Raw genomic sequence first — 26,688 nt, forward strand, 5'->3', positions numbered from 1 at the left:
CCGTCCACGCAGGGACACATCACCATCGCCGTCGGGGCAACCCGGTTGATCCAGCAGGCATCGTGGCCGGCCCCGGACACGATGTTCATGTGGGAATACCCCAGCCGGTCGGCCGCATCGCGGATGGCGCGCACGCAGCCGTCGTCGAAGGTCACGGGGTCGAAATGCCCTGTCGGTTCGATCGTGATGCCAAGGCCGAGATCGGCGGCAATCTCCTGCGCCTCGGCTTCCAACTTCTCACGCATCGATGTTAGCTTGCCCAGATCGGGCGAACGGAAATCGACGGTGAACACCGCGCGGCCGGGGATCACGTTGCGCGAGTTGGGATAGACGTTCGCCTGTCCCACCGCGCCGACGGCGTCCGGCTGGTGATCCATGGCGATGCGATGCACGGCTTCGGTGATCCGCGCCATGCCAAGACCCGCATTCACGCGCATGTTCATCGGCGTGGACCCGGTATGTGCATCCTTGCCGGTCAGCGTCACCTCCAGCCACCACAGGCCTTGACCGTGGGTGACGACGCCGATCTGCTTGCCTTCGGTCTCCAGGATCGGACCTTGTTCGATGTGCAGCTCGAAGAAGGCGTGCATCTTGCGCTCACCGACCCGCTCGTCACCTTCCCAGCCGACGCGGCGCAGTTCGTCGCCGAATGTCTTGCCATCGGCGTCGCGGCGATCCTTTGCCCAAGCCTCCTCGTGCATCCCGGCAAACACGCCAGAGGCGAGCATGGCAGGGGCAAAGCGGGTGCCTTCCTCGTTGGTCCAGTTGGTGACGACGATGGGGTGCTTCGTGCGGATATTCAGATCGTTCAGCGACCGGATCACCTCCAGCCCGCCCAGCACGCCCAACACGCCGTCGTATTTTCCACCGGTTGGCTGGGTGTCGAGATGGCTACCGACATACACCGGCAGCGCATCGGGGTCGGTGCCGTCGCGGCGGGCGAACATGTTGCCCATCAAATCGACGCCCATCTTGCAGCCGGCTTTCGCGCACCAGGCGGCGAACAGGTGTCGGCCTTCGCTGTCGGCATCGGTCAGGGTCTGCCGGTTGTTGCCGCCCGCGACACCAGGGCCGATCTTTGCCATCTCCATCAGGCTGTCCCACAGGCGGTCGGGATTGATGCGCAGGTTTTCGCCCGGGGCTGCCATCGTGCACTCCTGTCGATTACGATTTGACCGATTGGTCAAACAAACGCTAACAGAGGTCCAGTGTCAGTCAAGCGTCACGGCCATCAACGCGGCACATGCCCAAAAATCGGGCAAGGGCATCCGCGCTGACTGGACCATGCAGCGTTCTTCGGCGCAGGGTGAACAGATGAATGAAGAGCCGCAGCTGACCCGCATTCAGGCCCGCAACCGGGCGGCCATCCTGTCGGGCGGGCTCGACGCCTTTTCGTCGGCGGGCTTCCGGGGGGCAACCCTCGACCAGATCGCAGAGGCGGCAGGGCTGTCGAAGCCCAACCTGTTGTATTACTTCCCTTCCAAGGACGCGATCTATACGGCGCTGCTGACCGAATTGCTGAAGACCTGGCTCGATCCGCTGCGCGCGCTGAACCCCGACGGCGACCCGGTGGCCGAAGTGCTGGCCTATGCCCATCGCAAGCTGGCCATGAGCCGCGATTATCCGCGTGAAAGCAGGCTGTTCGCCAATGAGATCCTCGCGGGTGCGCCGCAGATGCACGCGGTCCTGGCCGGCCCGCTGCGCGCGCTGGTGGACGACAAGGCCAAGGTTCTGCGCGGCTGGATGGCGGCTGGAACGATCAGGGCTGTCGACCCGCATCACCTGATCTTCTCGATCTGGGCGCTGACGCAGCATTACGCCGATTTTGACGTGCAGGTGCGGGCGGTTCTGGGCGACCTCGATCCTTTTTCAGGCGCGGATGCCTTCATCGAACAACTTTACCGCAGTCTGCTTGCACCGACTGAACCGGACCGCTTGTAAAGACCGGGCGACAGGTCTACCAGCCGGCTTGCCGTTCTCATCCGGGTCACTGCCATGCCCACTTCGGACCCTGGTCGCGTCGCCCGCCCGGCGTCGACCCTTGCGCTTGCGGTGGGATCGGTCGGTGTCGTCTACGGCGACATCGGCACCAGCCCACTCTACGCGCTGCGCGAAGGCCTTGCCGCCGCCACACGCGGCGGACAGGCCCAATCCGGCGACGTCCTGGGCATCGTGTCCCTGCTGCTGTGGCTGTTGATCCTGATCGCGACCTTCAAATATGTCGTCCTGATCCTGCGCGCCGACAACCGGGGCGAAGGCGGCACTCTGTCGCTGCTCGCGCTCGGGCAACGGGCGCTCGGCAAGAATCGCCTTCTTCTCATGCTGGGAATCGTCGGGACCTCGCTGTTCTTTGGCGATGCGATGATCACGCCCGCGATCTCGGTATTGTCGGCGGTGGAAGGCGTCACCCTGATCGTGCCCACATTCGCGCCCTATGTCATCCCCGTCACCATCGGCATCATCATCGCCCTTTTCGCGGCGCAGCGGCGCGGGACCGAACGCATCAGCCGCCTGTTCGGACCGATCATGCTGGCATGGTTCGCCCTGATGGCGGTCATGGGGCTCAGCCACATTGCCGACGCACCACGCATCCTCGGCGCGTTCAGCCCGGTCCCCGGCGTGCAATTCCTGTTCAATCACGGTGCATCCGCCTTGCCGGTGCTGGGGTCCGTGTTCCTTGCGATCACGGGCGCAGAGGCGCTGTATGCCGATATGGGCCATTTCGGACGCAGGCCGATCCGACTAGCATGGGTGATCGTGGTATTCCCGTCATTGGCGCTGTCCTATCTGGGGCAAGGCGCGCTGGTGCTGGCCGATCCGACAGCGGCCCGTGATCCCTTTTTCCTGATGGCCCCGTCATGGGCGCTTCCCGGTCTGGTCGCCTTCGCCACCGTGGCCACGGTGATCGCATCTCAGGCCGTCATCACGGGGGCCTTTTCCGTGGCGCATCAGGCCGTGCAACTGGGACTGCTGCCCCGGATGGAGGTTCGTCATACGTCCGAGACGCAACTGGGCCAGATCTACATCCCGCGCATGAATGCCATCCTGCTGATGTGCGTCGTGGTGCTGGTACTCGCCTTCGGGTCCTCGGCCAACCTCGCCACCGCCTACGGCATTGCCGTGACAGGAGAGATGCTGGTGACGACGATCCTGGCCTTTGTCGTCTATCGCTACCTTTGGAAATGGTCGGTTCCGCTGGCTCTGGCGATGCTGGCTCCGCTGGCCGTGATCGAAATCGGTCTGTTTGCGGCGAATTTGACGAAGTTCATGCAAGGTGGCTACCTGCCCTTGATGGTCGCCGCGCTGCTGGTGATCGTGATGGCAACCTGGGTTCGGGGCAATCGGATCGTGCAAGACAAGTCGCGGTCGGATTCGGTCCCGCTGACCACACTGATCGACTCGTTGAAGGGGTCCGCCAACCTGCGCCACGTCGGCGGTACGGCAATGTTCCTGACGGCTGAATCCGTGGTCGCCCCACCTGCCTTGCTGCACAACCTCAAGCACAATCAGGTGCTGCATGACCGCAACTACATCGTGACGGTCGCGACATCGAACGCGCCTCATGTTGCACCCGCCGATCAGGTCGTGACCGAACCGCTGACCGACAACTTTACGCGCGTCTTCGTCACCTTTGGCTACATGGACGATCCGAACGTGCCGCGCGCGCTGGCCCTGGCGCGCCGGCTCGGCATCAAGTTCGAAATCATGGCAACGTCATTCTTCATCAACAGACGCAGCTACAAGCTGGCGGAACACGGGGCCATGCGTGGCTGGCAACAACGACTTTACGTCGCCATGACCAAGACGGCGACGAACGCGCCGGCGTATTATCACCTGCCCCCCAACCGTGTGATCGAACTGGGGCAGCAGATCGTGATCTGACAAAAGGTCGCCGGAACCCGCGGTGTCGGGCCGAGGTTTCCCCTGTAACACATGCTGGAGACGCCAAATGACCTACAAGCTGACGCTGAAATCGCTTTCGCCCGTGACCCACGACACCTGGCATCTGGTCTTTGACCGGCCCGAAGGATTCAGGTTCGAGCCCGGTCAGGCAACGCACTGGGCACTGGACAAGGACGGCTGGCGCGAAGAGGATCGCCCCTTCACCATGACCTCGCACCCGGAGGCGGAGGTCGTGGAATTCGTCATCAAAACCTACCCCGACCACGACGGCGTGACTGAACAGATTCCCGACATGACGCCCGGCGACGCCATCATCGCCGAGGACCCCGCCGGGGCCATCACCGATCATGGACCGGGCGTGTTTCTGGCCGCCGGGGCCGGCATCACACCCTTCATCCCGATCCTCGACAAGCACGAGAGAGAGGACGTGACCGGCGATCACCTGATCTATGCCAACAAGACCGACCGCGACATCATCTTGAAGGACAAGTGGGACGCTATGGAAGACTTGCGCGCCACCTACGTGATCTCGGACCAGCCCGACACCGCTCACGAACGGGGAAAGCTGGACCGGGACATGCTGCAGGACTTGCTGATCGACCTCGATCAGACGTTCTACATCTGCGGCCCCCATGGCTTTGTCGACGCGATGCGCGATGCACTGACCGACCTGAGCGTGCCGAAGAACCGCATGGTCATTGAAAACGGCTGGTGATCGTATTCACCGTCATTCCGCAGCGACCGCCCCCGGATTGTTCGGATGGGTCGTCCAGTTGGCATAGTCCGATTGCACGACCTTGCCTGTGCGCGGGTCGGTCTGGCCGGGTGCCATCGCTTCCATCGTGATGCAGTCCTGCACCGGGCAGACATCGACGCACAGGTTGCAGGCCACGCATTCCTCGTCGATGACGCTGAACGTCCGATCCGGAGTCATTGCGATCGCCTGATGGCTGGTATCCTCGCAGGCGGCATAGCAACGGCCGCAGGAAATGCACTTGTCCTGATCGATCTTCGCCTTGGCGACGTAGTTCAGGTTCAGATACTGCCAGTCAGTGACGTTCGGGACAGCCTTGCCCACGAAGTCGGCGGTCGAGGCATAGCCTTTTTCGTCCATCCATTGGGACAGGCCGGACTTCATCTCGGCCACGATCTTGAACCCGTAGGTCATCACCGCCGTACAGACCTGCACGTTGCCGCAGCCCAGCGCCATGAACTCTGCCGCGTCGCGCCATGTGGTGATGCCGCCGATGCCCGAGATCGGCATCCCGCGCGTCACCGGATCGCGGGCGATCTCGGCTACCATGTTCATCGCGATGGGCTTGACCGCCGGCCCGCAATAGCCGCCGTGCGTACCCTTGCCGTCGATCATCGGTTCCGGCGACATGGCGTCGAGGTTCACCGACGTGATCGAATTGATCGTGTTGATCAGGCTGACCGCATCGGCCCCGCCATTGCGCGCCGCTTGGGCGGGCTTGCGGATGTCGGTGATGTTCGGCGTCAGCTTCACGATCACAGGCCGGTCGTAGTATTTCTTGCACCAGCGCACGACCATTTCGATATATTCCGGCACCTGCCCCACGGCGGAACCCATGCCACGTTCGGCCATGCCGTGCGGGCAGCCGAAGTTCAGCTCGATCCCGTCGGCGTTCGTTTCCTGCACGCGGGGCAGGATGTCGCGCCAGGCCTGCTCCTCGCAAGGCACCATGATCGACGCAATCAGGGCACGGTCGGGATAGTCCGCCTTGACGCGGGCCATCTCCTCCAGATTCACCTCCAGCGGGCGATCGGTAATCAGTTCGATGTTGTTCAGGCCCAGCAGCCGGCGGTCGGCACCGTAGATCGCGCCGTATCTTGGGCCATTCACGTTGACGACGGGCGGGCCTTCGCTGCCGAGGGTCTTCCAGACGACACCGCCCCAGCCCGCCTCGAACGCGCGGCGGACGTTGTATTCCTTGTCGGTCGGCGGTGCCGAGGCAAGCCAGAACGGGTTCGGGCTGCGGATACCCAGAAATTCTGTCGTCAGGTCGGCCATGATGGTTCCTCCGGCATGGGGTCAGCCCGCGTGGGACTGATGGTCGGGACAGTGGTAGGCGGTGCGCCCGCCCACCTTTTTCTTGGTGATGGTGCCGCCGCAACGGGGACAGTCGGCACCGTCCTTGCGGTGATGGATCAGCCAGTCGTTTGGTAATTGACTGTAATCAGCATTCCTGGACATGACGTAGCCCATGATATCCTGAACCGCGCGGCGCAGGTGCGCGATGGTTGCCGCGTCAATGTCGGTGCCACGTGCGTCCGGCATGATCCCACAGCGATAAAGCGCTTCGTCAGACCACAGGTTGCCGACGCCGGCCATCTTCGACTGGTCGAGAAGTGCGGATTTCACCGCCTGCCGGGTGCCACCGATGGCGCTGGCAAAGGCGTTGTCGCCGATCTCCATCGCATCGGGGCCAAGGCGCTTTTCGGCCACGAAGTCATCGACATCCTCGACCAGTCTGATCCGCCCGAACTTTCGCGGGTCGCGAAAGGCAAGGCGGCGAGTGCCTTCGAAGATCACCGTAAGGCGGGCATAGTCCGGGGCGTCGTCGCCCTCTTCGTAGACCCGCAGCGACCCTGACATGCCAAGGTGGATGTGCAGCCACGGACCGTTCTGCGATCCGGCGAAGATGTATTTGCCGTGCCGCCGAGTCCGGGTGAACTGCGTGCCGATCAGGCGATTCCGCTCTGCCGCGATCGGCAATTCGACGTGGCTGACTTCGCCCAAGGCGAATCCTGCAATCGTCCGGTGCAGACAGTGGTCCGCGATCCGCCGCCGGGCGGCGTCGGATTCGGGAAGTTCAGGCACCGGTCAACACCGCATGGATGTCCATGGCGGCATCCCGGCCCTGCGCCACGGCGGTCACCGTCAGATCGTCGCCGCCCAGCGCGCAATCGCCGCCCGCCCAGACACCGTCACGCGTCGTCCGGCCTGTGCCCGTAACCTTGATCTTGCGCCCTTCGACCGTCAGGCCACCGTCGGTCGTCAACGTCTGTCCAATGGCACGGAACACCTGATCGGCTGGCAGCGTCACCGTCTCGTCCGTGCCTTTCAGCCCGGTGCCATCGTCGGCGGTGTATTCCAGTTCGATCCCGCCGTCATGGACACCGCGCGGCTGCACGTTGAACATCAGCCGGACACCGTGACTGGCGGCAAGGTCCTGTTCATATCGGCTGGCTCCCATCGCGTCGCGGCCGCGGCGATAGGCGATGGTGACATTTTCCGCACCCAGCAGTTTCGACTGCACTGCGGCATCGACGGCAGTCATGCCGCCGCCGATGACGACGACATTGCGCCCCACGGCCAAGGCCGACAGGTCAGTGCTTTGCCGCAGATCGGCAATGAAGGCGACGGCATTGGCCACGCCCGCGCGGTCGTCACCCGCGATCCCCAGGGCATTCACCCCGCCAAGTCCGACGCCCAGAAAGACCGCGTCGAAATCCTCCGACAGGTCATCGAGGTTCAGATCCTGACCCAACGTCCTGCCAGTCAATAGCGTGATGCCACCGATGCCCAGCAACCAGTCGACCTCGCGCTGGGCGAAACCGTTTGTCGATTTGTAGGCTGCGATACCGTATTCGTTCAGCCCGCCGGGTTTCGGACGCGCATCGTATAGCGTGACCGCATGGCCCAGCATCGCAAGGCGGTGCGCGCAGGACAGGCCGGCGGGGCCTGCCCCGATGACGGCGACGCGCTTGCCGGTGTCCGGCGAACGGGTAAAGGGATGACCCTGCTGCGCCATCAGCGTGTCGGTGGCGTGGCGTTGCAAGCGACCGATCTCGACCGGCTTGCCCTCGGCCGCTTCGCGCACGCAGGCCCCTTCGCACAGGTCTTCGGTCGGACAGACGCGGGCGCACATGCCCCCCAGAATGTTGGCCTCGAAGATCGTGCGGGCCGCCGATTCCGGTGTGCCGGTGGCGATCTGCCGGATGAAAAGCGGGATGTCGATAGAAGTCGGACAGGCCGTCACACAGGGCGCATCGTAACAGAAATAGCAGCGGTCCGCGGCGACATGCACCTCGTGCGGGGCAAGCGGCGCGTGCAGGTCCGCAAAGCCAAGGGCGATCTGTTCGCCGCTCAGGCGACCGGCGGCAATTCCGGGTGCGGTAGGTGATGTCATGGCGGCCTCGGTCCTGTGATGTGACCGCAAGCCTGCCACAACTTCATTTTTTATCAAACGGTAAATTTTAAGCGGATTGTGAATGGCGGTGGCGTGCCTTGCGTCATATTTTCCGGGCAAGCCGATTTGAAACCGCGACCGCGCCCTTTCCCGGGCGCAGCAAACGGTTTAGCAGGGCCATTGTCACGCCAAGGCCAAGGGTTTTCCGCATGTTCACCGCCACACTGATCGCCGGACCCGGCCTGCTCGACTCCACGCTGGTCGAGAACCTTCGCAACGCCTGGGGCGGGGGCGTGGCGAGGTGGCTATCGCGTGACGAGGCCGCAGCCTTTGCCCTGCCCGCCTTGCCCGACAATCGCTGGGGCGTGTGGGACGATTGCCAGAGGCTGGGCGTCGACCTTGTGGTGCAACCGACCGCAGGGCGTCGCAAGCGGATGCTGCTGGCGGACATGGACAGCACCATGATCCGGCAGGAGTGCATCGACGAACTGGCGGCTGAGGCTGGGGTAGGCGAACGGGTCGCCGCGATCACCGCCCGCGCCATGAACGGCGAACTGGACTTCGAGGCGGCGCTGATCGAGCGGGTCGGCCTGTTGAAGGGTCTGCCGGAAAGCATCGTGCAACACGTCCTCGATACCCGCATCCAGCTGATGCCGGGCGGATACGAGCTGGTCCAGACGATGAAGGCGCACGGCGGCCACGCGGCGCTGGTGTCGGGCGGCTTTACCGCCTTTACCGCGCGGATCGCGGCGGCGCTGGGGTTCGACGAAAACCGTGCCAACACGCTGCTGTTCGCGGACGGTCGCATGACCGGCGACGTGGCCCGCCCGATCCTGGGCCGTCAGGCCAAGGTCGATGCGCTGGTGGACATCACCGCCCGGCTGGGGATTGCAGAAGCGGACGTGATCGCCGTGGGCGACGGTGCCAACGACCTTGGCATGCTGAGTCGCGCGGGCACCGGCGTAGCATTGCACGCCAAGCCTGCGGTTCAGGCGGAATGCGATGTGCGGATCAACCACGGCGACCTGACGGCGCTGCTGTTCATCCAAGGCTACAACCGCCTCGAATTCGCCAGCTGATGTTCGAGGTCACTGCGGACGCCCTGGTCTGGCTGATGCTGGCCGCCTTCGTCGCGGGCATCGTGGATTCCATCGCCGGTGGTGGCGGCCTGATCACCCTGCCAGTGCTGGTGTTGGCCGGTGCGCCCCCTGTGACGGCGATCGCGACGAACAAAGTGCAGGGTGCCTTTGGCGCGGGCATGGCGGCCATCGCCTATGCGCGCGGCGGCCACGTCGATCTGCGAAAGCAGTGGAGATCCGCGCTGATCGCCTTTGGTGCGGCGGTCGTGGGTGCAGTGCTGACGTCGTCCCTGCCCACGGACGTGATTCGTCTGGGCCTGCCGGTTCTTCTGATCGGGATCGCACTGTTCTTTGCGCTGAAGCCCGGCCTGAACGACATCGACCGCGCCCAGCGCATCGCGCCGGGGGTCTTTGCGCTGACCATCGTGCCGCTGGTCGCGTTCTATGACGGGCTGATCGGACCGGGGGCAGGTGCCTTCTACATGCTGGGGTTCGTGGCACTTGCGGGCTACGGCGTGCTGCGGGCCACCGCGCACACTAAGCTTCTGAACTTCGCGTCAAACCTCGGCGGCATCGCGACTTATGCGCTGGTAGCAAGTCCCTGGTGGGGCGTCGGTCTGGCGATGGGCGCGGCGCAGATCGCCGGTGCCTGGGTCGGGTCACGGCTGGCCATGCGCGTCGGTGCGCGGCTGATAAAGCCTGTGCTGGTCACAGCCGCAACGGCGCTGGCCGTGCGGCTGCTCTGGCAGATGTGGGGCTAGGCGTCCTCAGTCGGGCCGCCCGCCTCTTTCCAGTCAGGCACACCCCCGACGTTCGTGACGTCGGTATAGCCCATCTCCTTCAGCGTCTTGCCGGCCAGTGCCGCCTGCCCGCCTGCGCCACAGACCAGATAATACTTGCCGTTCGGCGTCAGGAAATCCTTGTGATAGGGCGACGCCGGGTCGGCGGCGAATTCCATGAAGCCGCGCGGCACGCGCTTGGCCCCCTTGATCGTGCCGGTCTTGGCGATGTCGCTGCTGTCGCGCACGTCGATCCAGATGCCGCCGTCGTCCGACCCATGCGCCTTGATGGCATCGGCCGTCGGCAGCCGCGTGATGACGGAGTTCGCGTCGTCGAGATAGTCTTTTGCGGTCTTCATGGGTGTCTCCCCTTCGTGTTGATCTGACGAGGGATGTAGCGTGATCCTGTCTGCGTCAAAGTCACGCGCGGGCGATCTAGAGTTTGTGAAGATAGGCCTTGGATGCATAGCCCGTCACACCCTGTCCATCGTCCAGCGTGAGCCGGCACCACGGCGTATTACCGTTCGGCTCGCAATCCTCGACATAGACCTCGGTGCCGTTCGGCAGGCCCAGAACGGCGATGTAACCCGTGCCCGGTCCCGCCCGCAGTTTCAGCATGTCGTCGTCTTCGACGCCGCGGACTTCGTAGCGCCCCGCGACGCTTTGCGGTCCGGCGCAACCGGCCAGTAGGATTGCCGTCAGGGCGGTCGTGATGAAGGGGCGCATCGATGTCTCCTGCACTTCGTTTCTTTTGCCGTCAGCCTAGCGCGGGTGCGACCCGCTGGAAACCGGTGACGGGAGAAGACACGCCGGGCGGGCAGAAAAAAGCCCGGGCACAAGGCCCGGGCGAAGTCCAACAGGGAGGGTGTCACATGACCCGTTGACGCGGGATTTCACATCGACAACAACGGCAGGGCGCGTCGGGTTCCAATCAGTCTAGGCGACCAGACGATAACCACCCTGTTCAGTTACCAGCAGACGCGCATTGGACGGATCGGGCTCGATCTTTTGGCGCAGGCGGTAGATGTGGGTTTCCAGCGTGTGGGTCGTGACCCCGGCGTTATAGCCCCAGACCTCGTGCAGCAGCACATCGCGGGCCACCACGCCATCGGACGCCCGGTAGAGATATTTCAGGATGTTCGTCTCTTTCTCGGTCAGACGCACCTTCTTGTCATCCTCGGTCACCAGCATCTTCTGGGCGGGGCGGAAGGTATAGGGGCCAAGCTGAAAGACCGCATCCTCGGACTGTTCGTGCGTCCGAAGCTGGCTGCGGATGCGGGCCAGCAGGACAGGAAACTTGAAAGGCTTGCTGACGTAGTCGTTGGCCCCGGCATCGAGTCCGTAGATCGTATCGGCATCGCTGTCCTGCGCCGTCAGCATGACGATGGGGCATTTCACACCCTGCTTGCGCATCAGGCGGCAAAGCTCTCGGCCATCGGTGTCGGGCAGTCCGACGTCGAGGATGATGAGATCGTAAAGCTGTTCCTTCGCCTTCGTCATCGCGGTGGCACCGTCGTCGGCCTCGAACACGTCGAAATCTTCGGTCATCAACAACTGCTCGCCCAGCGCCTCGCGCAGGTCGTCATCGTCGTCAACCAGCAGGATCTTCTTCAATTGGGCCATGACAACCTCCAGAACTCTTTCACAACAAGTGTGTTGCACTCACGTATTCAACAAGCTGTGCTGCAAAAGGTTCACACGGACGTGTGATTTCATATACAAATGTTTCATTTGCCGCAGGCAGCGCCTAGATCAGGCTGACGCTTGAAAAGGCCATGACCCATGGGGTTCGCACCCGACGACACCGAACGACTGGCACGTGCGCGGGCGGACCTGCGCATGGGTGTGCCCGTGGTCGTGGCCGGTGCCGGTGTGATGCTGGCAGCCGAGACCTTGCAGCCGGCCCGCCTGACTTTGCTACGCGACATGGATGCCGCCGTGGCGATCACCGACTGGCGCGCGCGGACGCTGAAGGTTGCCGCCTATGACGGCGACGTGGCCCGCATCGTGATTCCGTCGAGTGCCGGCGTGTCCTGGGTGCAGGCGCTGGCCAATCCCGCCGATGACCTGAGCGCGCCGATGAAAGGCCCGCTGCGCGCGCTGCGCGAAGGGCCCGCCGATCTGGCCCGCGCGGCCATCGCGCTGTGCAAGTCCGCGCGCCTGCTGCCCGCCGCCGTGATCGTGCCGCTTGACGATGCCGCGGCCTTTGGCGCGCTGCACGGGTTGACGATCGTGGATGGTGCCGCCGCGCGGGCCACCGACCTTTCGCCGCTGCACGGCGTCGTCAGCGCCCGATTGCCGATGTCCGTATCAGAGGCAGGTCGCCTGCACGTCTTTCGCCCCGCAGATGGCGGCGAGGAGCATTATGCGGTCGAGATCGGCCAACCCGACCGCAGCCTGCCGGTGCTGGCCCGCCTGCACTCTGCCTGCTTTACCGGCGACCTTCTGGGATCGCTGAAATGCGACTGTGGACCGCAATTGCGCGCGGCTTTGGCGCAGATGGGTGCAGAGGGGCATGGCGTGCTGCTTTACCTCAATCAGGAGGGGCGCGGCATCGGACTTGCCAACAAGATGCGCGCCTATGCGTTGCAGGATCAGGGTTTCGACACGGTCGAGGCGAACCATCGGCTTGGCTTTCACGATGACGAACGCGATTTCCGCATCGGTGCCGCGATCCTGCGGCAGATGGGGTTTGCTTCGGTCCGCTTGCTGACCAACAACCCGGCCAAGATTGCACGGATGGAAGCCTCTGGCATCTCGGTGGTGGAACGTGTTCCGCTGAAGGTCGGCGAGAATGTGCACAACCATGCCTACCTCGCCACCAAGGCGGCGAAGTCGGGGCATCTGCTGTGACCGCCGGACGCTTTGTTGGTCGGCTGAAGGGGATGTGCCATGCGGCAGACTGACCTCGTAGTGATGCCTACGCATCTGCGGTTCCGCGGGCGGCGGCTCCCTTGCACCATCGGTCGCGGCGGATTGACCGACCACAAGCACGAAGGCGACGGGGCCACGCCGCGCGGTGTGCACCGCATCGTGGGCATGCTTTACCGTCCCGACCGCATGGGACGGCCCGCCGATTGGGCGCTGCCGATCCGGCCCGGTGATCTGTGGTCCGATGATGTCCGCGACCCCGATTACAACATGATGGTGCGCGTGCCGCATGCCTTCGGCCACGAAGACCTGCGCCGCGCCGACCCGATGTATGACCTCGTGATTCTGACCGACTGGAATTGGCCCTATCCGGTCAAGGGGCGCGGATCTGCGATCTTCATCCACCAGTGGCGCGGCAAGGGGCGACCGACGGCAGGCTGTGTTGCCCTATCACTCCCTGATCTGCGGTGGATTGCACCCAGGATTATGCATAACACTCGGCTTGTTATCGCTTAGCGCTGGACCTTTCGCGCAAAACTTGTCCAAACGAAAGGACACGCGATGAAAACCCAAGGCCACTTCATGACCCAAGACCAGATCGAACAGCTGCCCTACCGCCCCTGTGTCGGGGTGATGCTGGCGAACCCGCACGGGCATATCTTCGTGGGCCAGCGACTGGATCGTGACGGCGATGCCTGGCAGATGCCACAGGGCGGCGTGGACGCCGGCGAAAAGACGCTGGACGCCGCCCTGCGCGAGTTGTGGGAAGAAACCGGCGTGTCCGAAAAGCTGATCAGCGTGGAGGGAGAGACCCGCGGTCTGATCCGCTATGACCTGCCGCACGATCTTGTGGGCAAGGCTTGGGGCGGCAAGTATCGCGGGCAAGAACAGAAGTGGTTCCTGTTCCGCTTTCACGGCACCGATGCCGATATCGACATCGCGACCGAGCACCCGGAGTTTTCCGAGTGGAAATGGATGCCCAAGGACCAGATCGTCGATGCGATCGTCCCCTTCAAGCGGGCCGTCTACGAGCAGGTTCTTGCAGAGCTTGGGGGCAAGCTGTGATCCGCGCCGCAAGTGCCGCGCTGATCCTGCTGGCCGGCCAGGCGCAGGCCCTGTCCTGCCTCGCACCCGACCCGCTTGCCAGTTTCACCAACGCCAGCGCGTCGGACATGCCCTACCTCGTGCTGACGGGCGACCTCGCGACCCCGTCCGCCACCGGCGTGACGGAGCCGCAACCGACCACCAGAACGGCGCAACTGACCGGCTTTGAACTGACCGCCGACGGCTTTACCGTCCCATTCGACGGAGAGGTTCTGCTGGACGTGACCTGCGCCGGCCCGTGGTGCGGGGCGTTGCCGGCCTCTGGCCCGATCGTGGCCTTCGCCCGGATCGACGGCCCCGTCCCGGTGATCGAGATGTCGGCCTGCGGCGGCTGGCTGTTTGCCGACCCCGATCAGGCGACCCTCGACCACCTGACCGAGTGCATGAACGGCAAGACCTGTTCAGCGCAGCCGTTGCAATAGCGCAAGGCTGGCATATCCGTCCTGCGGCAGACCCCGGCTGGCCTGAAAGGCCCTGATTGCACGCCGTGACGCCGGGCCGATCTGCCCGTCGCTGCCACCGGTGTCGAACCCAGACGCGGTCAGGCGCTGCTGCAATTCCACCCGCTCTGCCCGCTTCAGGTCACGCTCTCCGGCGACGAAGGGGCGTTGCAGCGGCCCCATTCCCTTGATCCGGTCGCCGAGATGCCCGACGCCGATGATATAGGCCTGCGCGTTGTTGTAGCGGCTGATCGCATCATAGTTGCCGAATACAAGGAAGGCGGGCCCGCCCGCACCCGTCGGCGTGATCAGGCTGGCCGTGCCGTAGTCCGGTACGGCGCGTCCGTCGTTGACTGTGACACCCTGCGCCGCCCATGCTCCCGGCGACATCTTCACGTTGCGCGCCGACTGGCTGAAGTCGAACCCGGACGGCAGCCGGACCTCGACCCCCCAGGGCTGGCCCGTGGTCCAGCCGGACCGCGACAGATAGGCCGCGGTGGAGGCAAGCGCGTCGCTGGGATCGTCGGACCAGATGTCGCGCCGCCCGTCGCCCGTGAAATCGACCGCATAGGCGGCATAGCTCGTGGGGATGAACTGCGTGTGGCCCATCGCACCGGCCCAGCTTCCGGTCATGTTCTGCGGCGTGGTGTCGCCGCGCTGCAGGATCTTCAAGGCAGCAACCAGTTGCTCCTCAAAGAACCGGCCCCGCCGCCCTTCATAAGACAGCGTGGCCAGGGTCGAGATCAGCGGCACGCTGCCACGCCGCTTGCCGAAATTGCTTTCCATTCCCCAGACGGAGACGACGACGTGCCGCTCCACGCCATACTGCGCCTCGATCCGGGAGAGCAGGTCGGCGTATTGCGACAACATGGCGCGGCCCGTGGTGACACGCTCGTCGCTTGCAGCCGTGGACATGTATTCCGACAGTGGCTTGGTGAATTCGGCCTGGTTGCGGTCCAGCTCGATGCTGTCGGGGATAAAGCCCGCGCCCGCGAAGGCCGCGTCGAAGGTCGCCGCAGAAACGCCCTGGTTCAAGGCGCGCGGCCGGAAATTGCGCACCCAGTCGTCGAAACCCGCATTCGGCACCTGCGCATAGGTCCGGCCCGGCGTCGACGCGGGCCGCGCCTCGGGACGCAGGGTGCTTTGGGACGCGCCACAGGCGGCAGTGGCAAGGCAAAGGGTGACGACAAAGGCAAGGCGCATGAAGACAGGGTCCGATCCGGGGTGATTTGTCGTCACCATACCATCACGTCCGCGCGATCCCACCCCACGGATGCGTGACCCGGCGCTTTCCCTCCCAGAGCTCAGATCCACATTCATCTGGCAAGATAAACTCCCGCCGGAGGCACCGGCGCAGCCGGTTCGCCTCTCAGCGTGCCTTGCGCACCCGGCTGACCTTCTGCGCTGTTCTGGCATTCTTCTTCTTCGCCGATCCCTGCTTGAAACGTGGCGGCTTGCCGCGTCCCTTGGCCGGGCCCTTTGGCTGGGTGCGCCCGTCCAATTCCAGCAGTTCGACGATCAAACCGCCAGTCACGGGGGCTGCCTCGATCAGGCGCACCCGCGCCCGCTGGCCCAGACCGATGATCTGGCCGGTGTCGGCCCCCATCAGCGTCTGCGTCTCGGCATCGTAATGGAAATACTCGCGCCCGAGGTTGCGGATCGGGATCATCCCGTCGGCCCCTGTGCCATCCAGTTTCACGAAAACGCCGAACCGCGCGATGCCGGCGATGCGTCCGCCGAATTCCGCGCCGACCTGATCCTCGAGGAAGGCGGCCAGATAGCGGTCCGTCGTGTCGCGCTCTGCCGCCATCGACCGCCGTTCGGTGTCCGAGATCATCTTGGCCGTGTCATCCAGATGTTCGATATCCCATGGCGACAGGCCATCCTTGCCCCAGCCATGCGCCGCGATCAGTGCGCGATGCACGACCAAGTCGGAGTAGCGCCGGATCGGCGAGGTGAAATGCGCGTAATTGCGCAGCGCCAGCCCGAAGTGGCCGAAGTTCTCGGCGTTGTAGTAGGCCTGCGTCATGCTGCGCAGTGTGGCAAGGTTGATGAGTTCGTCCGAATCCGTGCCCTCCGCCTGCGCCAGCAGCCGGTTCAGATGCGCGGTCTTCAGCACCTGCCCCTTGGCCAGTACCAGCCCCGAAGCCTCGGCCACTTCGCGCAGGGCGTCCAGCTTTTCGGGGCTCGGCTCCTCATGCACGCGAAACAGCAGCGGGGTTTTCTTCGCGATCAGCGTTTCCGCCGCACAGACATTGGCGAGGACCATGAATTCCTCGATCAGCCTGTGCGCGTCGAGCCGGTCCTTGAAGTTCACGCCGACGACCTTGCCGTCGTCGTCGAGTTCGATCCGCCGTTCTGGCAGATCGAGGTCGAGCGGCTGCCGCGCGGTCCGTGCAAGGGCGAGGGCGGCATGGGCCGCGTAAAGCGGCTTGATGACCGCCTCGACCAGCGGAGCGGTCTGTGCGTCGGGCAGACCGTCCATCGCCGCCTGCGCCTGTTCGTAGGTCAGCGAGGCGACGGAATTCATCATCGCGCGGTGGAATTCATGCCCGGTCTTGTTGCCCTGCGCATCCACCTTCATCGCGACCGCGATGCAGGGGCGGTCGACGCCTTCGTGCAGGGAACACAGGTCGCCCGACAGCGTATCGGGCAGCATCGGCACGACGCGATCAGGAAAATAGGTGGAATTGCCACGCTTGCGCGCCTCGCGGTCCAGCTCCGACCCCGGTGTGACGTAATAAGCGACATCAGCGATGGCGACCCAGATGGTGAAGGTGCCGTCGTCATGCGCCTCCACATGGCAGGCGTCGTCGTGGTCGCGGGCGTCGGCGGGGTCGATGGTCAGCAGCGGCATCTGCCGCAGGTCGGTGCGGCCCTTGATGCCTGTGGGCTTCGCGGCGTCCGCTTCCTCGACCACCGCATCGGGAAAGTGGTCGGGGATGCCGTGCTGGTGGATCGCGATCAGGCTGACCGCACGCTGGCCGGTGGGATCGCCCAGCCGCGTGATGATCCGCGCCTTGGGCAGGCCCATGCGGCCCTTCGGACCGGTCTGTTCCGCCTCGACCAGTTCGCCGTCCTTGGCACCGCCGGTCGCACCGGCGCTGATCACGTATTGCCGGTCCGACCCCTTGTCGATGGGCATGACGCGCCCGCCTTCGGACCCGGCGCGGTAGACGCCGAGGATGCGCTCCGGGTTGCTGCCGATCCGCCGGATCATCCGCGCCATGTAGGCGTGAGGTTCGCCCGGCGTTTCCGTCAGCCGCGCAAGGATACGGTCGCCGGCACCCAGCGCGGGATCTGAGGATCGCAATGCCAGCAGGATGCGCGGCGGCGGCAAGCTGTCATTCCATTCCAGCGGTCGGGCATAGAGGTCACCGTCGGCATCCGCCGCTTCGACCTGCACGACGGACACCGGCGGCAGCTTGTGCGCGTCGCGGTAGGACGACCGGCGCTTGGCCAGGCTGCCCTCGGCCTCCATCTCGCGCAGGACCTGTTTCAGTAGGATGCGGTCAGACCCCTTGATGCCGAAGGCGCGCGCGATGTCGCGCTTGGCGGTCTGGGTGGGGTTGTCCGCGATGAACGCGAGGATGTCGGTCTTTGAGGGGATCTGTGTCATGGCGGGGCACCTAGCACGGGCAGGGTGGTTCGTCATGTTCTATGTCGCAGGGGGGCCAGCCCCCCGGCTGCGCCGCCCCCCAGAGTTTATCTGGCCAGATGAATTCGGATCGTCAGGCGAAGTAGTCCCGCAGGATACGGGCATAGACTGCCTTGAGCGCCACGATGTCGGCCACGGGCACCTTTTCGTCGACCATGTGCATGGTCTTGCCAACCAGGCCGAATTCCACGACCGGGCAGTGATCCTTGACGAAGCGCGCGTCGGACGTGCCACCGGAGGTTGAAAGAGCGGGCGTCTTGCCGGTTTCGGCCTGCACCGCGCGGCCGATCAGGTCGGACAGCGTACCGGGCGGGGTGAGAAAGCTTTCGCCGCTGATCTTGACCTGCATCACGATGCGGATTCCGGTATCGGCGGCGACGGTGTCCAACTCGCTTTGCATCCATGCGGTCAGGGCGGCCCCGGTGTGATCGTCGTTGAAGCGGATATTCACGGCGGCCCGGCAGGTGGCCGGGATCACGTTGGTCGCGGGGTTTCCGGTGTCCATCGTCACGATCGCCAGCGAGGATGGATCGAAGTGATCGGTGCCATCGTCAAGGGTGTGACTGGCCAGCCGGTCCATCAGCCGCGCCATCGCGGTCAGCGGGTTCTTTGCGCGGTGCGGATAGGCGGAATGGCCCTGAACGCCCTGGAACGTGAACCAGGCTGTCATCGAACCGCGACGCCCGATCTTCATCGCCTCGCCCATGTGGTTCGGGCTGGTGGGTTCGCCCACAAGGCAGTCGGTCATCGCCTCGCCCTTGGCGGCCATCCAGTCCAGCAGGGCGGTGGTGCCGTCCTCGGCGTCGGCTTCCTCGTCACCCGTGATGGCCAGGATCACCGCACCGTCAGGCGGTGTGGTGGTGACGAAATCGCAGGCGGCAGCGACGAAGGCCGCGACGCCGGATTTCATGTCTGTCGCGCCCCGCCCCCAGAGGCAGCCGTCGCGGATCTCGGCTCCGAACGGGTCCACGGACCAGTCGGCGGGATTGCCGACCGGCACCACGTCCGTATGCCCGTTGAAGCCGAAGCTGCGGTTTGCCCCCTTGCGGCCCCAGCGCGCGAAAAGGTTCGCAATGCCGCCGCGGTCGACCCGCGTGCAGGCGAAGCCGGCCTTGGTCAGCACGTCCTCCAGCAGCACAAGCGCGCCGCCCTCGGCGGGGGTGACGGAGTTGCAGCGCACGAGGCGGGCGGTCAGGTCGACGGGATCGATCGGCATGGTCATTGCGGTTCCTTTCGGTCGCCCCAGCGGTAGCGCGGCGATGGAGGCGATGCAAACGCCGCCTGTGGCCAAGGCGCCACCGCATCGCACCATCGCGACGCCATCACGTCAAACGCCGCTGACAAAAGGCAATTTGGCGTTAACCTTTCAGCAATAATGAGACCCGAGGCAGGGCAAACCCATAAAGGGTGTGAGTGCGAGCAGGCACCACAAGATATAGTCGCGACGGGGCACAGACCCCGCAGACGCTTGCGCTGACTTCGGGCCGATGGGCGCGAGGGTGATACGTCATGGCAACCGGTTCGGAACTGAATATCAACACAAGCGCCTCGGCGCTGACCATGGCCAACGCGATCTTTGGCGATGGCGTCGTGGTCGTCGGCGCAACCTATTCGGGGTCCAGCTATTCATCCGGCACCTATTCCGGCGGCAACACGACCAGTCCGGGTGTCCTGCCCGGCAACACCGGCGTCATCCTGTCGACCGGCTACGCCTCGTCCTTTACCCAAAGCAATGGCGACCCGAACCGGTCCTCCAGCACCGGCAGCAACACGGGCGGTCAGGACAACAACAGCGATTTCAACGCCATCGCCGGCGCGCGGACCTATGATGCATCCTACCTGACGACCACCTTCATTCCCACGACGAACGTGATGACGATCCAGTTCGTCTTCTCCTCCGAGGAATATCCCGAATACGCCAACTCCCAGTTCAACGACGTCGTCGGTGTCTGGTCGAATGGCACCCATATTCCGATCAGCGTCACGCAAAGCGCCGCTTCGGTGACCGAGATCAATCCGAACGAGAACATCAACCTCTACCGCAGCAATACCGGCGACCAATACAATACCGAAATGGACGGATTCACCGTCACGATGACGCTGACGATCCCGGTGAATGCCGGTGTGGTCAACACGCTGCGGATCGGGATCGCCGATACGTCGGATGCAAACTACGATTCCAATCTGCTGATCGCCGGCAACAGCGTCCAGACGACGCTGATCTCCATTCAGGACGACATCGTCATCGCGCCCGGCGGGACCAAGAACCTGGATGTCCTGTCCAACGACATCAACAACACCGGCGGCACGCTGGTCGTGACCCATATCAACGGCGTCCCGGTCGTGGCGGGGCAGACCGTGACGCTGCCGACGGGCCAGCAGGTGACGTTGCTGGCCGACGGCACGTTCGACATCACGACCGATAACGACGTGGTCAAGACCAGCTTCACCTATGCCACGAAATCCGTGGGATCGAGTGGTCAGACCCTTCAGACCGACACCGGTTTCGTCACCGTCGACACCGTGCCCTGCTTTGTCGCGGGCACCCGCATCCGCACGCCGCTGGGCGATGTCGTGGTCGAAGATTTGGCCCCCGGCGACCTTGTCGAGACGCTCGACGACGGTGCGCAACCGCTGCGCTGGACCGGGCAGCGCACCGTGGCGGCGACAGGCGCGCTTGCCCCGATCCGCATTGCCGCAGGTGCGCTGGGCGACCACGGCGACCTCATGCTGTCGCCGCTGCACCGGGTCCTCGTGGGGGATACCCTGTCTGCCCTGCTGTTCGGCGAGGACGACGTGCTGATCGCCGCCCGCGATCTGGTCAACGACCTGACGATCCGGCGCTGTCCCGGAGGACAGGTCACCTATGTCCACCTGCTGTTCGACCGCCATCAGGTCATCTGGTCCGAGGGGCTGGCGACAGAGAGTTTTCTGCCCGGCCCGCACATGAAGAAGGCCTTCGAAAAGGACGCGCTTCGGGAGATCAGGGCGATCTTTCCGCAGATCGACTGGGTGACGGGGCGCGGTTATTCGCCCGCCGCCCGTCGCACGCTGAAACGCTACGAGGCGCAGGTCATGCGACGCGCCCTGTCATGAACTGGCTTGGTCTGCGCGATCCGACGGGCGGGGTGTTCAGCCCGGCCGGTCTGGGGCAACCTGCGCCCTGTCCCGCCCAGCCAGACGAATTGCTGGCAACCGGCACCCTGCTGCTGGACTGCAACATCATGCCCAGCCTGACGGAACAGACGTTGCTGTCTTATCAGGCGATGGACCCCTGGCGCACGGCGCTGACCGTGGCGCTGGACCCGAAAGGCACGCTGATCGTGACGCAGGCGCAGGGCGAGGATACTCGCCGCTACACCCTTGCGACCGGCCTGATGGGGCGTGCAATGATGACCACCATCGTGTTTGCATGGGACGCGCCGCACCGCCGGGCCCGGCTGTCAGCAGAGGTGCCGGATACCGGCGCGCTCTGGTTCACCACCGGCCACGGCCCGCTGCCGCTCTCGCTGCGCGATGCGACCCGGATCGTGATGGACCGCCACCGCTGTCACGTGATGCCCGGCACCGGCTTTGCCGCCATTGCAGAGGGCATGATGCCCATCGGACCCTTGCCGTCGCTGGACGCTGCGACGTTGATCCCGACGCCGCAGGGTGACGTCGCGTTGGACAGCCTGCGACCCGGACAGATCGTCCGCACAGTGGGCGGCGGCACGGCACAGGTGCGCTGGACCGGCGGTCTGACGCTGCCCGCGCGTGGACGCTTTGCGCCGCTGCACCTGCGCGCGCCCTTCTACGGGGCCCAGCGCGATATTCACCTTGCCCCCTGCCAGCAGGTTCACTTGCGCAGTTCAGAAGTCGAATACCTCTTCGCCACGCATACGGTCGCGGCCCGGGCGGGCGATCTGCTGGACGGGATCGGACCGCGTGCGATCGGTCCCGCGCCGACAATACATTACCGTCAACTGGTCCTCGATCGGCCCGCTGCGGTCAGCGTGCACGGCGTCGCCTGCGCCACGCTCGACACGACAGCCGTGGTGGCCGACCCGGCACTGCGGGCACAGTCGATCCTGCGCGATGTGCCGATGGAACTGATGCCTCAGACCGCACCGCGCGACGTGCAGCGCCTGCAAGGGTTCGAGACGCGCAGCCTGTGCGAATTGCGCGTGGCCTAGCTCTCGTCCGGTTCGTCACCGAAGAACGGCGTCATCTGCGCCACGATCACGCTGTTTTCGTCCAGCGCCCGCTGCATCAGCGCACGTTCGCCGTCGTCGATGTCATGCCCCTCGGCCAGGCGTTCGTCCAAGGTGCCGTAACCCGACACGTCCAGCGGTGAAAGGTCGGCTTGCTTGAGGATCGCAACCGTCTCGCGCACCGCTTCCGCCTCGTCGACGCCGGAGGCATAGCACATCAGTGCGGCACCGGTCGCGCCCTCCGGCAGACCGTCGCCCGCGTTGCGACCAACCTCGACCAGCAGCGTATAGACCTGTTGCGTGCGCTTGTTCATGGCGGCTGGCATCGCGCTCTTGCCGCCGCCTGTCAAGCCGGTCCCGCCACGCAAAACGGCGCGCCGTTGCCAGCGCGCCATCCTGTCGTCAAAAAACGTCACCGATCAGGTGTTGCGACGCACCAAGCGCGCAAGGAAGATCAGGATACAGGCACCGATGAAGCCGGCGATCAGATAGGCGATCCAGCTTTCGGCGGCGTACAGGCCCAACAGCGTCCCGAAGATCAGGTTGAAGACGAACGCACCGATGATGCCGAGGATGATATTCGCCAGAATACCCATGTTCGATTTCATGAATTGTTCCGCGAGCCATCCTGCGATGCCCCCGACGATGATTGCTGCAAGCCAGCCCATAAAAATATTCCTTGTGTCGCGCCACCCTCCAACAGGGAGGTATGCGGCTGAACGTCTTGGGTTCCCCGAGAGTTCCGGTTTTCGTGAAATAACCGTGACCGCGCTCAAGGCTCTGCTTTCGCATCGCTTTCGTCGGTCCACCGTGACCGTGCCGCCCACAGGGACGAGATGATGAGGACGCCTTGCAACGGAATGAAGAACACCAGCACCAGTGCCGTGATCGCGGCCCAGGTGGGCCATGTCGCAAAAACGCCCCGCGACAGCCAGAAGACCGTGGCCATCAGCGCAAACAGGATCAGCGTGTCGATGGCCACCAGCCCCCAGGCCCCAACCCACCCCGGCCGGACCCCGGCCGCGATCCGGCGGCGGGCGATGGTCCGGCTGAGGATCATCAGTCGCGCAAAAGCTCGTTGATGGCAGTCTTGGAGCGGGTGCGTTCGTCCACCCGCTTCACGATGACCGCGCAATAGAGGTTGATGCCGTTCTTCGAAGGCATCGTGCCCGCGACCACGACGGAATAGGGCGGCACCTCGCCATACATGACCTCTCCGGTTTCGCGGTCCACGATCTTGGTCGACTGCCCGATGAAGACACCCATGCCCAGCACGGACCCTTCGCGGATGATGCAACCCTCTACGACCTCGGACCTGGCCCCGATAAAGCAGTTGTCCTCGATGATTGTCGGACCCGCCTGCATGGGTTCCAGTACGCCGCCGATGCCGACGCCGCCCGACAGATGGACGTTCTTGCCGATCTGCGCGCAGCTGCCGACCGTGGCCCAGCCGTCGACCATCGTGCCTTCGTCCACATAGGCCCCCAGATTCACGAAGGACGGCATCAGCACGACACCCTTGCCGATGAACGCCGACCGCCGCACGATGCTGCCCGGCACCGCGCGGAATCCCGCGGCGCGCCACTGGTTCTCGCCCCAGCCGTCGAACTTGGACGGCACCTTGTCCCACCATGTGGACCCGCCGTTGCCCCCCGATATCGGTTGCATGTCGTTCAGCCGAAACGACAGCAGAACCGCCTTCTTGGCCCACTGGTTCACATGCCACGACCCGTCCGCCTGCTTTTCCGCGACACGCAGGGCGCCGGAGTCCAGCGCGCTCAACGTGTCCTCGATCGCGTCGCGGGTCTCGCCTGTCGTCGCGGGGGTGATCTGGTCGCGGGCGTCCCAAGCGGACTCGATTGCGGTTTCAAGGGCAGCGTTGGACATGAGACGGACCTCTTGGCTGGTTCTGGCGGTTGGCACGGGCTATAGACGCGGCGGCCCCGCCGCGCAATCTCAAGGACGTTTCATGCCCGAAGACCACGAGAACAAGTTCCGCCGCTCTGACGAGGATCGCGTCACGGCGCGTGAGGTGCCGGATACACCCCAGACGCGGGCCCCGTCCTATGCGCTCGCCTTCGACGATCCTGCGTTTCTGGCACGAGAGGACATGCGCCCGGTCCGCTTGCAGCTGGAACTGATGAAGCCCGAGGTCATGATGAACGAGGCGGGGGTAAAATCCACCATCGTCCTGTTCGGCGGTGCGCGCATCCCCGACCCGGTCAACAAGGCGCAAGCCCGGACACAGACCCTCGCCGACCTGACCCGCTATTATGACGAAGCGCGTGCCTTTGCGCGGATGATCACCGAACGGTCACTGGCCGGCGACCCCTGCGAAAACATCATTGCGACCGGCGGCGGTCCCGGCGTGATGGAGGCTGGCAATCGCGGCGCGGCGGACGCAGGTGGTGTTTCAATCGGGTTGAACATCGTGCTGCCGCACGAACAGGCCCCGAACATCTATGTCACGCCGGACTTGTGTTTCAATTTCCATTACTTCGCGATCCGCAAGATGCATTTCCTGATGCGCGCCTCGGCGATCTGCGTGTTCCCCGGCGGGTTCGGCACGCTGGACGAGATGTTCGAGGCTCTGACCCTGATCCAGACCGGCCGCATGGCCCGCGTACCGTTCCTGCTGTTTGGCAAGGCGTTCTGGGAGGGAATCATCAATTGGCAGGCGCTGGCCGATGCAGGAACAATCGCCGAGGACGACCTCAAGTTGTTCCGCTACGTCGAAACCGCCGATGAGGCGATCGCCGCGCTGGACGACTGGCACGAACGCGGCAAGCGGCGGGACATTCCGGGGCGTTAGCCGCTGGTTTCGTCATCTTCGAATACAATAAAGGCGTCGTCATCGGTGGGAGGCTTGTAAAGATGCGCATGGGGATGGCCGGGAAATGCGCGCCCGAATCGCCGCGCCAGAAGGCTGTGGGCGTAGCCCAGATCGGAGGCCTTGCAGCATTTCTGGCCGTCGGACAGGTTGCACAGGACAAGGCCGCCGCCCGCGGGACGCAGCGCAAATCCGTGCCGGGATAGCCTTTGCTGAAGATCTGGCCAACTGGTGGCATCGGCAAGGTCCCGCGCGAGGAGCGAGCGGAGTGAGGCGACGAGCACCTCATCAGTCCTGTCGTCCTTCTTCGGCTTCGTCCGCAGCCGCAAGTCGCGTGCGATAGCGTCGCGCATCAACTGCCCGACAGTCACATCATCCGCCCGCGCCAGCGCCGACAGGGCGCGCAACATCGGGTCTGGAATATCGACGGTCACTTTCATGACCGCAGCTTCACCGCAGCTTGGTGAAATAACCGTTAAAGCCCGGCGTCCGCCTCAACCTGCTTGCGCGATTTCCGCACGCGCTCGGTTTCGGACTTCAACTGCCCACAGGCGGCCATGATGTCCTCGCCCCGCGGTTTGCGGACGGGCGAGGCGTAGCCGGCCTTGTAGATGATGTCGGCGAAGGCGTGAATGCGGTTGCCGGAGGAGCGCTTGTAGGGCGCGCCGGGCCATTCGTTGAAGGGGATCAGGTTGATCTTGGCGGGGATGCCCTCGATCAGCTTGACCAGACGGTGCGCGTCGGCGTCGGAGTCGTTCACGCCATCCAGCATCACGTATTCGAAGGTGATCCGTTCGGAGTTCGAAACCTTGGGATAGACACGCAGGGCGTCCAGCAGGTCGGCGATGGGCCATTTCTTGTTGATCGGGACGAGTTTGTCGCGGACCTCGTCCGTCGTCGCGTGAAAGGACACGGCCAGTTGGCAGCCGATTTCCTGCGCTGTGCGGGCGATCTCCGGCACGACGCCCGAGGTGGACAGCGTGATGCGGCGGCGCGACAGGGCGATTCCCTCGCCGTCCATCGCGATCTTCATCGCGTCGCGCACGTTCTCGAAGTTGTAAAGCGGTTCGCCCATGCCCATCAGGACGATGTTGGACAGCATGCGCGGGCCGTTGTCGCCGGTGCCCTGCCCCGGTTGCGGCCATTCGCCAAGGTCGTCGCGGGCGATCAGGATCTGGCCGACGATTTCGGCGGGGGTCAGGTTGCGCACCAGTTTCTGCGTGCCGGTATGGCAGAACGAACAGGTCAGCGTGCAACCGACCTGAGAGGAAATGCACAGCGTGCCGCGATCCTCCTCGGGGATATAGACGACCTCGACTTCGTGCCCGCCGGCGATGCGCACCAGATACTTGCGGGTGCCGTCGGTGCTGACCTGACGGGTCACGACCTCTGGCAGCTGGATCACGAAGGTTCGGTCCAGCATGGCGCGGTAGTCTTTTGCGAGGTTCGTCATCTGGGCGAAATCGCGCACCCCCCAGTGATAGAGCCACTGCCACAGCTGGTTGACGCGCATCTTGGCCTGCTTGTCCGGCGTGCCGGCGGCGATCAGGGCGTCGCGCATCTGGTCACGGGTCAGGCCGATCAGGTTCTGCGGCCCCTCCGCCAGCTTGCGGGGGATCGTGTGGACATCCTGCGTGATCGGGGCAGAGGCGGTCATGGCAGCGGACCTTTCGAGGT

At 64.5% G+C, this 26,688-nt stretch carries 28 protein-coding genes; 12 read left to right on the forward strand and 16 right to left on the reverse strand.

The window, feature by feature from the left end:
- Positions 1-1,148, reverse strand: a 1,148-nt coding sequence (locus ACOI1H_RS05365) for a Zn-dependent hydrolase (protein WP_422435724.1), incomplete at its 3' end; no start/stop codon positions are given.
- Between the two features lie 166 nt (positions 1,149-1,314).
- Here ACOI1H_RS05365 and ACOI1H_RS05370 point away from each other — a divergent pair.
- From ACOI1H_RS05370 to ACOI1H_RS05380, 3 genes are all read left to right on the forward strand, one after another.
- Entirely contained in the window at positions 1,315-1,941 is a 627-nt protein-coding gene (locus tag ACOI1H_RS05370; RefSeq protein ID WP_422435726.1) for a TetR family transcriptional regulator C-terminal domain-containing protein, read from the forward strand.
- A gap of 54 nt (positions 1,942-1,995) precedes the next feature.
- On the forward strand, positions 1,996-3,882 hold the full coding sequence (locus tag ACOI1H_RS05375) for a potassium transporter Kup (RefSeq protein WP_422435728.1): 1,887 nt from the start codon (positions 1,996-1,998) through the stop codon (positions 3,880-3,882).
- 67 nt (positions 3,883-3,949) lie between these two features.
- Complete coding sequence (locus tag ACOI1H_RS05380; protein ID WP_422435730.1) at positions 3,950-4,618, forward strand: flavodoxin reductase; 669 nt, start codon at positions 3,950-3,952, stop codon at positions 4,616-4,618.
- A 12-nt stretch (positions 4,619-4,630) separates the two neighbouring features.
- Here ACOI1H_RS05380 and preA read toward each other — a convergent pair whose 3' ends face one another.
- From preA to ACOI1H_RS05395, 3 genes are read right to left on the reverse strand one after another with little or no spacing between them, the layout of a single operon-like run.
- Positions 4,631-5,935 (reverse strand): NAD-dependent dihydropyrimidine dehydrogenase subunit PreA, encoded by a 1,305-nt coding sequence (preA, locus tag ACOI1H_RS05385; protein ID WP_422435732.1) that lies wholly within the window; start codon positions 5,933-5,935, stop codon positions 4,631-4,633.
- 21 nt (positions 5,936-5,956) lie between these two features.
- Positions 5,957-6,745 (reverse strand): Fpg/Nei family DNA glycosylase, encoded by a 789-nt coding sequence (locus ACOI1H_RS05390; RefSeq protein WP_422435734.1) that lies wholly within the window; start codon positions 6,743-6,745, stop codon positions 5,957-5,959.
- Positions 6,738-8,057, reverse strand: a complete 1,320-nt coding sequence (locus tag ACOI1H_RS05395) for an NAD(P)-dependent oxidoreductase (RefSeq protein WP_422435735.1) — start codon at positions 8,055-8,057, stop codon at positions 6,738-6,740. The genes ACOI1H_RS05390 and ACOI1H_RS05395 overlap by 8 nt, the downstream gene beginning before the upstream one ends.
- A gap of 209 nt (positions 8,058-8,266) precedes the next feature.
- On the opposite strand from ACOI1H_RS05395, the gene serB reads away from it, so the two are divergent.
- Complete coding sequence (serB, locus tag ACOI1H_RS05400) at positions 8,267-9,136, forward strand: phosphoserine phosphatase SerB (RefSeq protein WP_422435737.1); 870 nt, start codon at positions 8,267-8,269, stop codon at positions 9,134-9,136.
- Positions 9,136-9,897 (forward strand): TSUP family transporter, encoded by a 762-nt coding sequence (locus ACOI1H_RS05405; RefSeq protein ID WP_422435738.1) that lies wholly within the window; start codon positions 9,136-9,138, stop codon positions 9,895-9,897. Before serB ends, ACOI1H_RS05405 begins: the two co-directional genes overlap by 1 nt.
- On the opposite strand, the gene ACOI1H_RS05410 is transcribed toward ACOI1H_RS05405, so the two are convergent.
- The 3 genes from ACOI1H_RS05410 to ACOI1H_RS05420 form a co-directional block, all read right to left on the reverse strand.
- Entirely contained in the window at positions 9,894-10,274 is a 381-nt protein-coding gene (locus ACOI1H_RS05410) for a rhodanese-like domain-containing protein (protein ID WP_422435740.1), read from the reverse strand. The two genes, ACOI1H_RS05405 and ACOI1H_RS05410, sit on opposite strands and share 4 nt — an antisense overlap.
- Before the next feature lie 76 nt (positions 10,275-10,350).
- Positions 10,351-10,641, reverse strand: coding sequence for an SH3 domain-containing protein (locus ACOI1H_RS05415; protein ID WP_422435741.1), 291 nt, complete (start codon positions 10,639-10,641; stop codon positions 10,351-10,353).
- A 210-nt stretch (positions 10,642-10,851) separates the two neighbouring features.
- Positions 10,852-11,538, reverse strand: a complete 687-nt coding sequence (locus tag ACOI1H_RS05420; protein WP_422435743.1) for a response regulator transcription factor — start codon at positions 11,536-11,538, stop codon at positions 10,852-10,854.
- 159 nt (positions 11,539-11,697) lie between these two features.
- Between ACOI1H_RS05420 and ribA the strand changes: the two genes are divergently transcribed.
- Genes ribA through ACOI1H_RS05440 form a run of 4 tightly spaced genes read left to right on the forward strand, consistent with a single transcriptional unit; the run spans position 11,698 to position 14,312 of the window.
- Positions 11,698-12,768, forward strand: coding sequence for a GTP cyclohydrolase II (gene ribA, locus ACOI1H_RS05425; protein WP_422435745.1), 1,071 nt, complete (start codon positions 11,698-11,700; stop codon positions 12,766-12,768).
- A gap of 39 nt (positions 12,769-12,807) precedes the next feature.
- The gene (locus tag ACOI1H_RS05430) at positions 12,808-13,302 is read left to right on the forward strand and encodes a L,D-transpeptidase family protein (protein WP_422435746.1); all 495 of its coding nucleotides are present in this window, start codon (positions 12,808-12,810) and stop codon (positions 13,300-13,302) included.
- Positions 13,303-13,347: 45 nt separating this feature from the next.
- Positions 13,348-13,851: an RNA pyrophosphohydrolase gene (locus ACOI1H_RS05435; RefSeq protein WP_422435748.1), complete on the forward strand. Its 504-nt coding sequence runs from the start codon at positions 13,348-13,350 to the stop codon at positions 13,849-13,851.
- Positions 13,848-14,312, forward strand: coding sequence for a hypothetical protein (locus ACOI1H_RS05440; RefSeq protein WP_422435749.1), 465 nt, complete (start codon positions 13,848-13,850; stop codon positions 14,310-14,312). Before ACOI1H_RS05435 ends, ACOI1H_RS05440 begins: the two co-directional genes overlap by 4 nt.
- Here ACOI1H_RS05440 and ACOI1H_RS05445 read toward each other — a convergent pair.
- From ACOI1H_RS05445 to dapE, 3 genes are all read right to left on the reverse strand, one after another.
- Positions 14,292-15,572, reverse strand: a complete 1,281-nt coding sequence (locus ACOI1H_RS05445) for a lytic murein transglycosylase (RefSeq protein WP_422435750.1) — start codon at positions 15,570-15,572, stop codon at positions 14,292-14,294. The genes ACOI1H_RS05440 and ACOI1H_RS05445 overlap by 21 nt on opposite strands.
- Before the next feature lie 127 nt (positions 15,573-15,699).
- Complete coding sequence (gene rnr, locus ACOI1H_RS05450; RefSeq protein ID WP_422435752.1) at positions 15,700-17,949, reverse strand: ribonuclease R; 2,250 nt, start codon at positions 17,947-17,949, stop codon at positions 15,700-15,702.
- Between the two features lie 112 nt (positions 17,950-18,061).
- Positions 18,062-19,204, reverse strand: coding sequence for a succinyl-diaminopimelate desuccinylase (dapE, locus tag ACOI1H_RS05455; protein WP_422435841.1), 1,143 nt, complete (start codon positions 19,202-19,204; stop codon positions 18,062-18,064).
- Positions 19,205-19,497: 293 nt separating this feature from the next.
- On the opposite strand from dapE, the gene ACOI1H_RS05460 reads away from it, so the two are divergent.
- Together ACOI1H_RS05460 and ACOI1H_RS05465 are read left to right on the forward strand one after the other, a co-directional pair.
- On the forward strand, positions 19,498-21,084 hold the full coding sequence (locus ACOI1H_RS05460; RefSeq protein ID WP_422435754.1) for a Hint domain-containing protein: 1,587 nt from the start codon (positions 19,498-19,500) through the stop codon (positions 21,082-21,084).
- Positions 21,081-22,163, forward strand: coding sequence for a Hint domain-containing protein (locus tag ACOI1H_RS05465; RefSeq protein ID WP_422435755.1), 1,083 nt, complete (start codon positions 21,081-21,083; stop codon positions 22,161-22,163). The genes ACOI1H_RS05460 and ACOI1H_RS05465 overlap by 4 nt, the downstream gene beginning before the upstream one ends.
- On the opposite strand, the gene ACOI1H_RS05470 is transcribed toward ACOI1H_RS05465, so the two are convergent.
- The 4 genes from ACOI1H_RS05470 to dapD all read right to left on the reverse strand — a co-directional run bounded on the left by ACOI1H_RS05470 (position 22,160) and on the right by dapD (position 24,068).
- Complete coding sequence (locus ACOI1H_RS05470; protein ID WP_422435756.1) at positions 22,160-22,507, reverse strand: hypothetical protein; 348 nt, start codon at positions 22,505-22,507, stop codon at positions 22,160-22,162. The genes ACOI1H_RS05465 and ACOI1H_RS05470 overlap by 4 nt on opposite strands.
- Before the next feature lie 93 nt (positions 22,508-22,600).
- Positions 22,601-22,849 carry a GlsB/YeaQ/YmgE family stress response membrane protein gene (locus ACOI1H_RS05475; RefSeq protein WP_422435757.1) on the reverse strand — a complete coding sequence of 83 codons (249 nt, stop codon included), beginning with the start codon at positions 22,847-22,849 and terminating at the stop codon, positions 22,601-22,603.
- A 104-nt stretch (positions 22,850-22,953) separates the two neighbouring features.
- Entirely contained in the window at positions 22,954-23,241 is a 288-nt protein-coding gene (locus ACOI1H_RS05480; protein ID WP_422435758.1) for a hypothetical protein, read from the reverse strand.
- A complete protein-coding gene (gene dapD / locus ACOI1H_RS05485) occupies positions 23,241-24,068 on the reverse strand; it encodes a 2,3,4,5-tetrahydropyridine-2,6-dicarboxylate N-succinyltransferase (RefSeq protein WP_422435760.1) in 828 nt (275 codons plus the stop codon). Before dapD ends, ACOI1H_RS05480 begins: the two co-directional genes overlap by 1 nt.
- A gap of 82 nt (positions 24,069-24,150) precedes the next feature.
- Between dapD and ACOI1H_RS05490 the strand changes: the two genes are divergently transcribed.
- The gene (locus ACOI1H_RS05490) at positions 24,151-24,993 is read left to right on the forward strand and encodes a TIGR00730 family Rossman fold protein (RefSeq protein WP_422435761.1); all 843 of its coding nucleotides are present in this window, start codon (positions 24,151-24,153) and stop codon (positions 24,991-24,993) included.
- Here the strand turns inward: ACOI1H_RS05490 and ACOI1H_RS05495 are convergent.
- Together ACOI1H_RS05495 and rlmN are read right to left on the reverse strand one after the other, a co-directional pair.
- Entirely contained in the window at positions 24,990-25,451 is a 462-nt protein-coding gene (locus ACOI1H_RS05495; RefSeq protein WP_422435763.1) for a ribbon-helix-helix protein, CopG family, read from the reverse strand. The genes ACOI1H_RS05490 and ACOI1H_RS05495 overlap by 4 nt on opposite strands.
- A 35-nt stretch (positions 25,452-25,486) precedes the next feature.
- Positions 25,487-26,668, reverse strand: coding sequence for a 23S rRNA (adenine(2503)-C(2))-methyltransferase RlmN (gene rlmN / locus ACOI1H_RS05500; protein ID WP_422435764.1), 1,182 nt, complete (start codon positions 26,666-26,668; stop codon positions 25,487-25,489).
- Between the last annotated feature and the right edge of the window lie 20 nt (positions 26,669-26,688).

This window comes from Loktanella sp. DJP18, assembly GCF_049310965.1.
Taxonomy (GTDB): Bacteria; Pseudomonadota; Alphaproteobacteria; order Rhodobacterales; family Rhodobacteraceae; genus Loktanella.